Source organism: Oscillospiraceae bacterium (genome assembly GCA_025758045.1).
Classification (GTDB): Bacteria; Bacillota; Clostridia; order Oscillospirales; family Ruminococcaceae; genus Gemmiger.
This window is the reverse complement of sequence record CP107208.1, coordinates 1,432,959-1,445,903: the sequence shown is the minus strand read 5'-3', so window position 1 is coordinate 1,445,903 and position 12,945 is coordinate 1,432,959. Positions and strand designations below refer to the sequence as shown.

Annotated in this window: 11 protein-coding genes; all 11 read right to left on the bottom strand. The window is 60.7% G+C overall.

Annotated elements, in window-relative coordinates; translation table 11 throughout:
* Positions 1-163 precede the first annotated feature (163 nt).
* The 11 genes from OGM81_06860 to OGM81_06810 all read right to left on the bottom strand — a co-directional run bounded on the left by OGM81_06860 (position 164) and on the right by OGM81_06810 (position 12,944).
* On the bottom strand, positions 164-2,083 hold the full coding sequence (locus OGM81_06860) for a bifunctional 4-hydroxy-3-methylbut-2-enyl diphosphate reductase/30S ribosomal protein S1 (protein UYJ44826.1): 1,920 nt from the start codon (positions 2,081-2,083) through the stop codon (positions 164-166).
* A 21-nt stretch (positions 2,084-2,104) separates the two neighbouring features.
* Positions 2,105-2,902: a 1-acyl-sn-glycerol-3-phosphate acyltransferase gene (locus OGM81_06855; protein UYJ44825.1), complete on the bottom strand. Its 798-nt coding sequence runs from the start codon at positions 2,900-2,902 to the stop codon at positions 2,105-2,107.
* 12 nt (positions 2,903-2,914) lie between these two features.
* Complete coding sequence (cmk, locus tag OGM81_06850) at positions 2,915-3,577, bottom strand: (d)CMP kinase (GenBank protein UYJ44824.1); 663 nt, start codon at positions 3,575-3,577, stop codon at positions 2,915-2,917.
* A 125-nt stretch (positions 3,578-3,702) separates the two neighbouring features.
* Complete coding sequence (locus tag OGM81_06845; GenBank protein UYJ44823.1) at positions 3,703-4,920, bottom strand: NAD(P)/FAD-dependent oxidoreductase; 1,218 nt, start codon at positions 4,918-4,920, stop codon at positions 3,703-3,705.
* The gene (locus tag OGM81_06840) at positions 4,917-6,617 is read right to left on the bottom strand and encodes a hypothetical protein (protein UYJ44822.1); all 1,701 of its coding nucleotides are present in this window, start codon (positions 6,615-6,617) and stop codon (positions 4,917-4,919) included. Before OGM81_06840 ends, OGM81_06845 begins: the two co-directional genes overlap by 4 nt.
* 21 nt (positions 6,618-6,638) lie before the next feature.
* Entirely contained in the window at positions 6,639-8,357 is a 1,719-nt protein-coding gene (locus OGM81_06835; protein UYJ44821.1) for a DUF6311 domain-containing protein, read from the bottom strand.
* Positions 8,358-8,369: 12 nt separating this feature from the next.
* A complete protein-coding gene (locus OGM81_06830) occupies positions 8,370-9,284 on the bottom strand; it encodes a glycosyltransferase (protein ID UYJ44820.1) in 915 nt (304 codons plus the stop codon).
* On the bottom strand, positions 9,281-10,399 hold the full coding sequence (locus tag OGM81_06825) for an FAD-binding oxidoreductase (GenBank protein ID UYJ44819.1): 1,119 nt from the start codon (positions 10,397-10,399) through the stop codon (positions 9,281-9,283). The genes OGM81_06830 and OGM81_06825 overlap by 4 nt, the downstream gene beginning before the upstream one ends.
* Positions 10,400-10,429: 30 nt before the next feature.
* Complete coding sequence (locus OGM81_06820) at positions 10,430-11,230, bottom strand: glycosyltransferase family 2 protein (GenBank protein UYJ44818.1); 801 nt, start codon at positions 11,228-11,230, stop codon at positions 10,430-10,432.
* Positions 11,227-12,015: a sugar phosphate isomerase/epimerase gene (locus OGM81_06815; GenBank protein UYJ44817.1), complete on the bottom strand. Its 789-nt coding sequence runs from the start codon at positions 12,013-12,015 to the stop codon at positions 11,227-11,229. The genes OGM81_06820 and OGM81_06815 overlap by 4 nt, the downstream gene beginning before the upstream one ends.
* A gap of 2 nt (positions 12,016-12,017) precedes the next feature.
* On the bottom strand, positions 12,018-12,944 hold the full coding sequence (locus OGM81_06810; protein UYJ44816.1) for an NAD(P)-dependent oxidoreductase: 927 nt from the start codon (positions 12,942-12,944) through the stop codon (positions 12,018-12,020).
* Between the last annotated feature and the right edge of the window lies 1 nt (position 12,945).

The following is a 12,945-nucleotide window of genomic DNA, read 5'->3' as shown; positions in this document are numbered from 1 at the left end:
CACGAGCGGGCCAGCATCGCTGGCTGGCGGGCATCGTTTTGCCCGCTAAGTGGTCCCGCGGGCGGATGCAAGCATCCGCCCCTACAGTTGAGGGTGATTGCCTAATACTAAAAAAGGGGCCTGCCTGTTACTACAGGCAGGCCCCTTAACGGTTGCTTACAGATTATTCAGCATCCTCGGCCTCGTCGAGGCAAGCCTTCATGGACAGGCTGATGCGCTTGCGGTCGAAGTCGACAGCCGTCAGCTTAACGCGGACTTCGTCGCCAACCTTCAGCACGTCAGAAACCTTATTCACGCGCTCATTGCTGATCTCGCTGATGTGAACCAGGCCATCGATACCGGGCATGATGCGGACGAAAGCACCAAACTTGGTGATGGAAACGACGGGAGCGGTGAACTCGGTGCCGACGGGGACCTCATTCTCCAGCTTGACCCAGGGGTTGTCCTCTTCCTTCTTGTAGCCCAGGGAGACCTTCTGGTTCTCGGGATCGTAGCTCTTGACGTAGACTTCGATCTCGTCGCCAACACTGACAACCTCAGAGGGATGCTTGATGTTGGACCAGCTCAGCTCGCTGATGTGGCACAGGCCGTCAACGCCGCCGACATCCACGAAAGCGCCGTAAGAGGTCAGGCTCTTAACAACGCCCTTGTACTGCTTGCCGACCTCGACGTTAGCCCAGAACTCCTCACGCTTAGCCTTGTTGGCCTCAGCAGTGACCTTGTTGATGGAGCCGACGATCTTGCGGCCAGCGCACTCGGTGATGACCAGCTGAACGTGCTGACCAACCAGCTTGGTGTAATCCTCGTCGCGGCGCATGGTAGCCTGAGAGCGGGGAACAAAGACGCGAACGCCCTTGACATTGACAACAACGCCGCCCTTGTTGGCTTCCATAACGTCACCTTCCATAACGGTGCCGTTCTCAGCAGCCTCGGAAACGTCCTTCATACCCTTCTGGGCCTCGAAACGGACGCGGGAAAGGGTATCGACGCCTTCCTGGTCGTTGGTCTTGATAACGACCAGATCCAGATCGTCGTCTACCTTAACAAGGTCTTCCATCTTAGCGTTGGGGTCATGGCTCATCTCGCGCAGGGTGACAACACCGGTGTGCTTGGAACCATCGATACCGACGACACACTCCGTCGGGGAAACGCTGATGACCTTGGCTTTTACGATTTTACCTGCGTACAGGGGCTTTGCTTCGGATGCAGCGAGCATCTCCTCAAAGCTCATGTCGTCACGGATCTCTTCACTCATACTGTTAAGTACCTCCTCAATTATAGACGAAGGCGTTGAAGCCCCGGCCGTTACGCCCACTGTCACAGCATCTTTCAGCCATGCCGGGTCGAGTTCATCAGCAGTCTCGACGTTGATGGCTACAGCATGCCGTGCAGCGACCTGTAAAAGCTTTTGGGTATTGGAAGAATGATGACCACCAATGACGACCATATGATCGCATTTTTGGCTGAGGTCTTCCGCTTCCTGTTGCCTCGCCCACGTTGCATTACATATTGTATCAAAAATTTCGGCTTTTGTACACTGTTTTTTTAAAAATTCCTTGCACTTTTCCCAGCTTTCCACACGGAAAGTCGTCTGCGCCACCACATAGATAGATTTTTGTTGCAAAAGTTCCGGGAGCATTTTCTCCAGTTCTTCCAGATTGGCGAAAACCTTCACTTTTCCCTTTGTATGTCCGACAATCCCCTGTACTTCAGGGTGGCTGGCATCGCCAGCAACCAACAAAAGTGCATGATTTTCGTCTGCCCTCATAGCAATTTTATGGATTTTTGCTACGAACGGGCAGGTGGCGTCGTGATACGCCAGGCGGCGTGTGCTTATTTCGTCGTAGACCGTCTGGGGCACGCCGTGGCTGCGGATGATGACCTCATACCCATCGGGCACGCTGGCCACATCGGGGCAGGTCAGGGCGCCTTTGGCCTCCAGATCCTCCACCACCTGGGGGTTGTGGATCAGCGGGCCGAGGGTGGCCACTTTGTGGCCGTCGGCCAGCAGGTCATAGGTCAGCTTGACTGCGCGGTCCACGCCAAAGCAGAACCCCGCGGTCTTGGCACGGATAATATTCATCGTTATACCTCATTTTTCAGGTTATGCGCCCTGGGTCTCTCCCTCTGTTGCTTCGGGCAGTGCGGGCTTTTCGGCGGGCTGTGCGGCCTCGGCGGGCAGTGCGGCGGGCTTTGGCTCCCCGGCAGGCTTCGCCTTTTCGGCAGCCTTGGGGGTGGGATTGTCGGCCTCAACGGTCTCGGCTGCCTGCACGTCAAAAGCGTTGGCTTTCAGCAGGGCTTCCAGCTCGTCCTTCAGGCGGTTCTTCATGCAGCGCAGTTCGGCGATCTTGTGGCTCTGGTCCTTGATCTGCAGGTCAGCGGCGGGGATAGCCTCGCCAAAGACGATGCGCACCTTGCAGAAGAGATGCAGCCGCCCGTCTTTGGTGCCGTAGATGATGCGCACCGGCAGCATATCGGCTCCGGCTGCGGCAGCAATGACGAACGCGCCGCTCTTGATCATGCCCAATTTACCGGTCTTGGTACGGGTGCCCTCGGGGAAGATCATGACGCCGGTGCCGTTTTTGCACTCGTTCGTAATTTTTTCCAGCGTGACGGTGTCGCCCTTGCCGCGCTCGATGGACACCGCGCCCATGCAGCGCAGGAACCACCCAGCCAACGGATTTTTGAACAGTTCCTCTTTGGCCAGGATGCGCAGGCGCTTCCAGTCAAAAATCGTAATGGCGATGAGCACAGGGTCCAGGTTGGCGATATGGTTGGGCGCAATGACGTAGGCACGGCCATCCCGGACGGCTTTCAGGTTTTCGCGGCCGATGACCTGGATGCGGAACACGATGTGCGCCAGCACCCAGACGATGGGCAGCAGGATCCAATACAACAGCATAGCGCGTCCCCCTTAAATATGTGCAAGAATCGTGCGCTTGAGCAGCTCGAAGCTTTCGTCAAAGCCGATGTCGCTGGTGTCCACCAGGATGGCATCGTCGGCCTGCTTCAGCGGGGCGATGGCCCGGTGGGTATCCTGGTAGTCGCGCTGCCGGATGTCGGCCAGCACGGTGGCGAAGTCGGCAGGCTGGCCTTTTTCTTCCAGTTCCTTGCGGCGGCGCTCGGCGCGGGCCTCGGCGCTGGCGGTGAGGAAAATTTTCACGGTAGCGTTGGGCAGCACCACGGTGCCGATGTCCCGGCCATCCATCAGGATGTTCTGGTCCGCAGCCAGCCCGCGCTGGGTGTCCAGCAGAAAGGCGCGCACCGGCGGATGGGCCGACACAGCGGAGGCCGCCATGCCGATGTTCTCGGCGCGGATGGCGTCGCTGACGTCCTCGCCGTTGAGGTAGATGTGCTGGGCGCCGTCCACCAGGCGGATGGCCAGCTTGATTTGGGGCAGCAGCGCCGTTACAGCGGCTTCGTCCTTGGGGTCGACCCCGGCGCGCACGGCGTACAGGCCGATGGAACGGTACATAGCGCCGGTATCCACATAGACGTAGCCGAGATCTTTCGCCAGCCGTTTCGCCAGGCTGGATTTTCCCGCCCCGGAGGGCCCATCAATTGCTACAGAGATCATTTTTATCACCTTTTATAAATAAAATCTTTTTATCAACCGTCCTATGCAGGGGGCAATGCTTGCATCGGCCCCTACATCCACCTCAGGGCAATTTGTAGGGGGCGGCGTCCTCGACGCCCCGCACCTCACATCGCCCTTACCGCTGCCTGCGCGGTGGACCAGGCGATCTGCAAATTGTACCCGCCGGTGCGGGCGTCCACGTCCAGCACCTCGCCGGCAAAGTACAGCCCACTGCACAGCTTGCTGGCCATGGTCTTGGGGGCCACTTCCTTCACGTCCACGCCGCCGGCGGTGACCACGGCGTGCTCCTTGTCGCCCAGGGCCGTGACCGGCACCTGCCAATGCTTGCACAGCTGCACCAGCGCCTGCTTCTGCTCCTTTGTAATTTGCGCGGCGCGGGTCGCGGGGTCGACGCCCCACTTTTCCACCGCCACCGGCCGCATCGAGTTGGGCAGCAGCTTGGCCAGCGCACCCTGGACGCTGTGGGCGCCCTGCTCGGCAAAATCGCGGGTCAGGCGGTCGTACAGCGTCTTTTCATCCAGCGCGGGCTTTAAGTCAAGCTCGCAGATATAACGGTGCTTCGCTATATCCTCAATATAGGTACTGGCCGAGAGCACCAGCGGCCCGGACAAGCCAAAATGAGTAAACAGCGCTTCGCCCTGCTCGGTGAACAGCTCCTTGCCGTCGCACAGCAGGGTCAGCCGCACGTTGCGCAGGGCCAGACCCATCATGCGGCGGCAGGCCGGGTCCGGGCTGATGAGGCTGCACAAACTGGGCTGCGGCGTCACGATGGTATGCCCCGCCTGCCGCGCCAGCTTGTAGCCGCTACCGTCGCTGCCGGTGGCCGGGTAGCTGATGCCGCCGGTGGCGATGAGGGTGTTCTCTGCCCGCAGTGTCTCGCCCCGGTCGGTGACAGCGCCCTTGCAGACGCCATCCTCTAACAGCAGCTTTTTAGCGCTGCCGCGCACAAATTCTGCATTCCGGGCATAGTCCCGCAGGGCCGCCAGCACATCGGCGGCGCGGTCGCTTTGGGGAAAGACCCGGCGGCCGCGCTCGGTCTTCAGCGGCACGCCCAGTTCCTCAAACAGCTGCATGGCCGAGGCCGGCGGGAAGGCGTACAGGCTGGAATACAAGAACCGCCCGTTATGCCGCACGTAGGGCAAAAACTCCCGCACGTCGCTGTCGCTGGTGACGTTGCAGCGGCCCTTGCCAGTAATGAGCAGCTTCTGCCCCGGGCCTTTGGGGTTGTGCTCCAGCACCGTCACTGTCAGGCCCTTGGCGCAGGCCGCGCCCGCCGCCATCAGGCCTGCGGCGCCTCCGCCGATGACCAATAGATCCGTCATGCGTTATCCTTTCTCTTTTTCCCAATGGGCCGTCCGTACAAAAACAGCCCGGTAAACGCGTACACCGCCAGCAGCGGGGGCACGGTAGCCAGATACATCGTGCTGGTGCCGATGCCGAAGCTGGACACCTCCACAAAAGCGATCATAGCACAGCGCAGCAGTGCAATGCCGAAGATGCCGAACAGCAGCAGCCACGGAACCACCGTTTCGGCCGTGTGTTTTTTTCGCAGATTCGTAAAAAGATGTATCAACCGGAACAGCACCGCGCACAGCACGCAGACCGTCAGCACCACGCTGTACACGGCGGTCCATGCCTGCATCACTGCAAACACAGCCTTCTGGTAGGGGCTGTAATAGGGGGTATCCTCCCCCGCCACAGCGGCATTGTTGAAACCGCAGTGCAGGTAGCCGGACCAGGCGGCAATATCATCGGTGGTGCCGATGGACCGTAGGTTTTCATAGGGCTGGCAATCCTTAAAGCCCAGCACATGCCAAAAGCCCTTCCAGGTCTCGGCCAGGGTCGCGCCCACGTACTCGGCCTTGATGGGCTGGCTGGTGGCAACCCGCTTGCCGGTGCGGCTGGGCAGGGTGCCCGCGTCACAGGCGGCGTTGATCTTATCGGCCACGTTCTGCCAGTAAGCATCGGCGGTCTGGGCGCTGTCGTAGATGCCCTCAAACTGGGCGGCGCGGCGGATAGCCCAATAGAAGCTGCCCGCGCGGTAGTCGTTCAGGCCGGGGTCGCGGAAGTCGTTCTCCATCTGGGCGTCCTCCTCCAGCCAGTAGGCCAGGGGTTCCAGCTCGGGCACAGCTTCGTAAATTTTGGCGCGGGCATCGGCAGGCACCGACAAGTAGGGCGCGTCGCTGTCGGTATCCACCCGCATCATCGCGCCCATGGCGGCAGCAAAGGAGCCTTCGGAAAAATCCGACAGGGCAAACACGCCGTAGTGGCTGTAATTGAGCCCGCAGAAGGTCAGCACCCCCGCTGCCAGCACGGCATACGGGATAGCCTGCGCCGCGCAGCAGAGCCACCGGCGCTTGCCAACCAGCACCACCAGCACGATGATGGTCGCCGCCCCGGCAAAGGGCAGCAGGAACATCCCCGCGTCCTCACGGTCGAGATAGGCACAAGCCAGCCCCACGCCCGCCGCCAGCAGCCAGGGCCACAGCGGCTTTTGTTTCGCAGTGTAAAACACGGCCCGCAGGGCCATGCCCGCCATGCCCGCAAAGAAAACGAGGCACAGTGCCGGGAAGATGTTGTCCCGGTAAACGCGCAGCGTGTAGGCCGCCCAACCGGAGGGCAAAAACGCCAGCGCCCCAAACAGCCCCAGCGTCAGCACGCGGCCGCAGCCCGGCTCGGCGTTACGCCACAGCGGCGCAAAGGCAAAGGCCGCCAGCAGCGAAGCTGCGCACCACAGTGCTGCCCCGCTGACCAGATACGGCAGGTGCAGCACATGCAGCAGCGCCAGCCATACCGGAAAGAACATGGCCTTGGAGAGGGTCAGATAATCGTAAACCCCCAGCCACTCCCCCGCCGTGATGGCCTGCGCCGCGCGGAACATCAGCTCGTCATCCAACGGTGCGCCGCCCACCCAGGTATACGCCTGCTGGAAGCCGGTCAGGCCGCAGCGCAGCAAAACCAGCACGGCCACACCGCACCAGAAAGTGCGCTTGTTCAGTTGCAGGCGGGGATGCTTCATACATTTTACCTCAATGGTTCGTTATTGTTTTGGTGCCATAAAGTAGTATTCGTCCCGCCGGTCGTAGATGCCGGCGGCGGCAATATCCCAGGTGATATAGTCGGCCTTGTCGCCGTACTGTGCCTGCCAGCTGGTAAAGCGGTCGGCGTCGCCGGTCACATACAGGGTGTCCGGGTCCAGCGTGCCGCTGTCCACGGCGGCGCTGGTTTGGGCCGTCCAGTCGATGGTCACATTCCACGCGCCGGTGTAGGTGTTCACATCGTACCCGTTGGTGACCATGCCGGGGTGCCATGCCGCGCAGATGACGTTGCGGGCGTGGATGATGTCATCCGCCAGCATCAGCGTGCCGTAGTTATCGCGGCAGTCCACCAGCTCTTGCGGGTAGGGCTGCGGTTTGGCGGCGGTTTCTGCCATAGCAGTGTGCTTTTCAGCGATCATAGCACTCAGGTCAAACAGCTGCACAGCCGCCACCAGCACCAGCACCGCCGGATACAGCGCAGCCTTGCCCACGCGGCGCAGCAGCCGCGCCAGCCCCACGATGCAGGCGGTCATCAGCACGTAGTACACAGGGTAGAACATCCGCCCGCTGGCGCGGAAGATGCCGCAGAGTTTCACCAGCCCCTCCGGCAGGGGGATATTCAGCAGTTCCACATCGTCAAAGCAGACGACATTGGTAATGGCGAACAGCGTCATAAACGCCATGCCCAAAATAAGTACAAGATTGCGGCGCAGCAGCCCCGCCAGCGCGGCACGGCCTGCCTTGCTGCGCACAGCCAACACCACTGCCGCCGCGCACAGCACGCCCAGTAACGCCAGCATGCCAAAGCCCAGATAATTGAAGCCGTCATACTGCCCGTACAGCTGCGGCCGGGCGGGCAGAATCCGGGACCAGGTGTACCCGCCCTTGGAGCTGGGATTGAACAGCGCATTTAAATTGAAGGAGAACACGCCGTAATTTTCCCGGCTGGCGGAGTAGCCGTTGTTCAGCGAACCCAGCACCACGCCCGCCGCATACCCGGCCACGCAGGTGCCCAAAAACAGCCCGCAGGGGGCCAGCAGTTTGCGGGTGTGCAGGGCGTTTTCCACCGCCAACAGCAACGCAAAGATAGCCGCCATCGGCAAAAAGTAGGGTGTAATGCCCACGCCCAGTGCCGCCAGCAGCCAGAACACCGGCATAAAGCAGCGTTGCTCCCGCCGGCCGCGCAGGTAGGCATACAGCGCAAACAGCACAATGTAATGGGAGGAAAGCGCCACATGGCGGAACGCCCGCTCGATCATGATGGGCGAAAACGCAAACAGCGCCGTGCCCGCCGCAAGCGGCAGCAAATCGTACAGGAACAGCCCCAGCACCAGCGCCGCGGCCATGCCCTGCAAAATAAAGGCGGCCAGCTCATACAGCCCGAACCACTGGAACTGCGCTGGCAGCACCGGGGCCAGCAGCTTAAACAGCACCGACACCCAGGGCAGCGAATCGGTAAAGGAGATGTTTACCCCCGTCCCCGCCGGGTAGGCCAGGGCATCGGCCTGGGCCAGCGGGAACTGCCAGCTGCTGTTGCGGAACCCCAGCCACCCGGCGTAATGCTGGTGGATGTCGGTCTCGTCGTAGCCGTACCAGATCCAGGCATCGTTGGCGGGGTCCAGCGGCGCGGTGCCGTACAAACACAAAAACGCCGCCAGTCCCAACAAGGCCCCCAGCAACAGCAAGGCCCAGGTTTTCTGTTTTTTCTGCAATGCCTGCATAGATGCTCCCATTTACTTTTGCAGCTTTTCGATGCTTTCCACGAGGTATTTTTGCTGTTTGAACGTCAATTCCAACAGCAGCGAGAGGTACTTGACCACGATGGCCAGCACGGCAAACAGCCCGGCAAAGCCCACGGTGATCACAAACATGGTGGTAGTCCAGCCCGCCACCGGGTGGCCTGTGGCGAAGATGACCAGCGTATACACCAGTTCCGCCAATGCCAGTGCCAGCATAAACAGGGTAATGCCCACGCTGGCCTTGAACCCGGCATCGGTGTACAGTGCCAGGCTGTCGATGGCCAGGTTGAAGCGGTGGGGCGCACCGGCCCCCACCCTGCCGTCAAATTCCAGGTCGGTCATTTTTAAGCCGCAGGCCGCATAGGCCGCCTTGCGGTAGGGCAGGTGGGCGCTGCTGGCATGCACACGGTTGATGGCCCGCCGGGTGACCAGCCGGAACGCATCGGTGCGCAGCTGGTAATTGCTGTGGGAATTCGCGTTGAAAATGCGGTAAAACAGCCCGCTGCGGGTCGCCTTAGGGCAGACCGAAACGATGTCGCTGCCCTGCAGCGCCGTGCGGTACGCGTCAAAGATCATGGCCGCCGGGTAGCACAGCTCGGTGGAGTCAAACTCGTACACATAGTCGCCGATGCTGGCATCCAGGCCCGCGTTCATGGCGTTTTCCAGGCCGTGATACAGGCTCATATGCAAAATCGTCAGCGGGGCGGCCTGGTCTTTGCCCCAGGCGCGCAGGCGCTCCACGGTGTCATCGGTGCAGGCGTCATCCACCACTACCAGTTCATACTGGGCGAAGTGGCTGTCCAGCTCCGCCGCCACCGCGTGGCAGAACTCCACCGCGCGGGCCCCGTCGTTATGGAGGTAGACCACGGCGGAGATAAAGTTTTTTTCCTTATTGTTGATACTACTCACAGTTCCAGCACCTCGTCCAAATCATAGACTGTGTTGATCTTGCCGGACAGCACGCTGACCAGCTTCGGCTCGTCACACATCACACGCACCACCGTGGGGCGGGAGTCGTCCACCTCGCTGGCCTTTAAGATCGGTTTCATGCTGAAAAGGCTGCTGTGGTAGGCAAAGCCATATTCCTCTTTTAAATATTTGCGGGCCAGCTGGCTCATGTAGGGCCAGGCACTGGCGGGCTTGGCCGGGCACTCATTGCAGTTGTACAGGTCGCCCGGCTTGCACACCCCGCCGCACGCCTGCTGGCAGGGGAAGGTCGCCACGCTGTCGTAGCTGGTCTCGTGGGGGGTAAAGGTCACGCTGGTCAGGCTGTGCAGACCGGTCTGGCCAAAGGGCATCAGGCTGAAGAACGGCCCGTCCATCACGGTGATGCCGGTGTTCTTCAGGCTTTCGTCCACAGTGCACAAAATGATCTCGCACTTTTCGTACTTAATGCCGAAAGGCGGCAGGCCCAGCATGGCGTGCACATCGTTCACGCCCGCGTAGGTGGCGTTGAGCAGGTAGGGCGCTTCGGCGGTAATGTTCCCCGCCGTCACGCGCCAAACATTACCCGCCTTCTCGATGCGGTCGGGCTTGTGGCTATAAGCCACTTCCACGTTGGGCAGCCGGGCCAGCTGCTCCAAAAACCAGCGTTTGAGCACTTGGGCGTCGTAGGTGTATTCGGTGGTCAAAAACGCGCCGTCACACAGGCCGTGGTTAAAGTACCGCTCCGGCGGCACATCGTCGCAGCGGATGCCCGCCGCACGGCAGAACTGTCGGAACTCGGCCGCATTCGTCCAGGAAAAATGGGCGCTGGTGGCGTAGACCTGGTCAAACTCGGTATGCAGGCAAAAGCCATAATCCCGGCAGAACCGCTCAAAATAATGGGCAGATTTGATGGCCGTGGAATAGCTGCGGGGGTAGTGGTAGCCCATATGCACCCGCGCCTGGTTGATGTAGGTTGCCCGCATAAAGGGCGCAGGGTCACGCTCCAGCACCAGCACCCGCTGCCCTGCCGCACCGCACTTTTGCGCCGCATACAGCCCATACAGGCCCGCACCAAGGATGATTTTATCGTAGGTCATGGCGTTTTCCTTCGTTCTGCCGTTTTTATTTCACGGGTTATATTTTCCTGCCAGGGCTTTCAGCAGTACCTGCATCAGGTCGCTGTTGCCTTTAAAGCCGTTGATCTTGGTGGGGGTCTTGCCGGTGGCGGGGTAGGCGCGGGTCACGGGGACCTCGCAGGCCTTCATGCCCAACTGCGTGGCGCGGATGCTCAGATACGCCAGCAGCTCGTACCCCATAAACGCGTCCCGCAGGGGGCGCACGTCGGGGTGGGTCAGGTACTCGCGGCTGTAGGCGCGGTAGGCGTTGGTGGTATCGGTGAACCACCGGTGCGCCCCCAGGCTGATGAGCGGCGCATGCACCAGCCGCACGGCGGCGTACCGCACCGGCGGGGTGTTGACGGCGTGGCCGCCGCGGATGAAGCGGCTGCCCTGCACAAAGTCATAGCCCGCCTGCAATTTCTCGATGAATTTATGCACGTCCTCGATGGAATCCTTGTTATTGCCATCGATGGTCAGCACGCCCTTGTAGCCGCGGTTCAGGGCAAAGTAGATGCCCATGCGCAGCTGTGCCCCCTGCTTGCCGGGGCCGGTCTTGGTCAGCAGCGTGTTGACGCCGTACAGCTGCAGGGTGTCCAGCTTCATGCTGCCGTCGGTGGAGCCGCCGTCGCAGATGACAATGTCGCACAGGGTGTCCACCCCGGCGGTCTGGGCGCGGCCCAGCTCGGTCAAAATGCGCGCCCCCTCGTTGATAACGGGGATCAGCAGGCAGTATTCACTGCGCTTAGGCAGCAGCTCGGCGGCGCGGTAATCAGGCACGCCCTGCAACGCCTTGCGTTCATATTCGATCATTGGAACACCTCCGCCACATAGTCCAGCGTCCGCTTTACGGTATCCAGGTCGGTGCGGGCCATCTCCACCGAAACAAAGCCCCGGTAGCCCACTGCGCCCAGCAGCAGGGCCAGCTCTTTATGCTCGGGGCGCTTCTGGATGGGGGCCAGGCCCGGTTCGCTGATATGCACATGGCTGACGTACTTTAGGTCATCCACAAAATTCTGCAGCTTTTCACCCTGGGCCAGCATGGTGGACAGGTCCAGGTTGACGGCCAGGCCGGGGTTATCCAGCCGCTTGACAAGGCTGAACGCCTCGGCGGTGCCGTTTAAGTAGTTGGTATACATCGGGGGATTCGCCTCGATGGCCAGGCGCACGCCGTACCGCGCGGCCAGGTTGCCTGCCTGCATAAAGAAGGCTTCGGCGGCGGCATCGCTGTCACCCAGGGCGCGCATGCGGTTTTTGGGACAGCCGAACACCAGCGACGGGCAGTTCAGGCTGTGGGCAAACTGAAATGCCTCGGCGGTATAATCCAGCAAGTGCTCGGCGTCCGCCGGGTTAAAAATGTTGCCGGTCTGGCCGTACCAGATGCTTTGCATGCTGGGCACCGAGAAGCCCCACTGGTTTTTGAGATACCCGCCAAACAGCAGCGCGCTGGTCAGGTTTTCGTAGGGCATCTCCGGGAAGATGCGGGTCGGCGCGATTTCCAGTCCGGTAAAACCGGCCTGCTGCATGGCGGTGTAGACCGCCTCGTCGTCCTCTTTATGCCAGGCAATGTTGGAGATCGCCAGCTGATAGTTTGCCATCCTCAATCCCTCCACTCACGCAGGAAATTCGTAACATCGTCAAGTTCTTCTTCTTTGGTACACAGGTAGTCCCCGCTGCCGCCCAAAACGGCGGCATAACGGCTGCGCAGGTCGTAGTCAAACGGGGACTTGGGCAGTTCATTGGTCCAATCGGCTTTGCCGGTTACGGCGGTGTAGACCTCGGCGGCCGAGATGGGCGGTGTGCAAAGGTGCAGCATCGTCAGCCCGGCGGCGCGGGCGGTCTCGATGTCCTGCCACAGGCGGCCCAGGTTGTAGAACTGGTAGCGGCTGCGGGAATCGGTGAACGCCAGGGCGTTGAAATCATTGCCCGCGAAAAATTCTTTTAATGCTGTTTTATCGGCGGTGCCGTTCAGCTTGTAAAAGCCGTTGTCGGCCAGGGTATAGCCGGTTTTTACCAGCAAGGATTTAGCCGCCAGTTCGTTGTATTTTTCCGGTTTGAGCATAGCCGGGGTGATGGTGTGCAGATCAAACAGGAAGTTTTTCTTCAACCCTGCACCATACAACGCGGGCAGGCGCACGATGAGGGCATCGTTAAAATCCTCCCGCACCCACTGTTCCAGCTGCAGGCGATTGCGGCCATAGGCAGGCAGGCCGTCGGTATCGGGGGCATCGTCCTCACAGCGGCCGCGGCTGTCGGCAAACACGGCAATGCTGGAAATAAGCACCAGGGATTTTGGTGCAATTTTGCGCAGGTTTTCCCGGGCAGTGCGCATAACTTCCATGTCCGCTTCCGGGTCAGCGTTGGCCAAAAACATGGCCGCCGGCACGCCCGCATAGACGCAAAGGTCCGGCTGTGTGCCGTACTGGGCGGCAATATCGCTGCTATGGCACACCGCGGCAAACGTATGTTTTGCCCGCAGGTTGCCCCCCACAAAGCCCGTAGACCCCACCAGCAGATCCCTGTACATG

What these genes read in the sequence shown, in the direction of transcription:
- OGM81_06820 (UYJ44818.1), bottom strand. Translation starts at nt 11,230, where the DNA reads ATGATCGAATATGAACGCAAGGCGTTGCAGGGCGTGCCTGATTACCGC.
- OGM81_06810 (UYJ44816.1), bottom strand. Translation starts at nt 12,944, where the DNA reads ATGTACAGGGATCTGCTGGTGGGGTCTACGGGCTTTGTGGGGGGCAAC.
- OGM81_06840 (UYJ44822.1), bottom strand. Translation starts at nt 6,617, where the DNA reads ATGAAGCATCCCCGCCTGCAACTGAACAAGCGCACTTTCTGGTGCGGT.
- OGM81_06825 (UYJ44819.1), bottom strand. Translation starts at nt 10,399, where the DNA reads ATGACCTACGATAAAATCATCCTTGGTGCGGGCCTGTATGGGCTGTAT.
- OGM81_06815 (UYJ44817.1), bottom strand. Translation starts at nt 12,015, where the DNA reads ATGGCAAACTATCAGCTGGCGATCTCCAACATTGCCTGGCATAAAGAG.
- OGM81_06860 (UYJ44826.1), bottom strand. Translation starts at nt 2,083, where the DNA reads ATGAATATTATCCGTGCCAAGACCGCGGGGTTCTGCTTTGGCGTGGAC.
- cmk (UYJ44824.1), bottom strand. Translation starts at nt 3,577, where the DNA reads ATGATCTCTGTAGCAATTGATGGGCCCTCCGGGGCGGGAAAATCCAGC.
- OGM81_06855 (UYJ44825.1), bottom strand. Translation starts at nt 2,902, where the DNA reads ATGCTGTTGTATTGGATCCTGCTGCCCATCGTCTGGGTGCTGGCGCAC.
- OGM81_06845 (UYJ44823.1), bottom strand. Translation starts at nt 4,920, where the DNA reads ATGACGGATCTATTGGTCATCGGCGGAGGCGCCGCAGGCCTGATGGCG.
- OGM81_06835 (UYJ44821.1), bottom strand. Translation starts at nt 8,357, where the DNA reads ATGCAGGCATTGCAGAAAAAACAGAAAACCTGGGCCTTGCTGTTGCTG.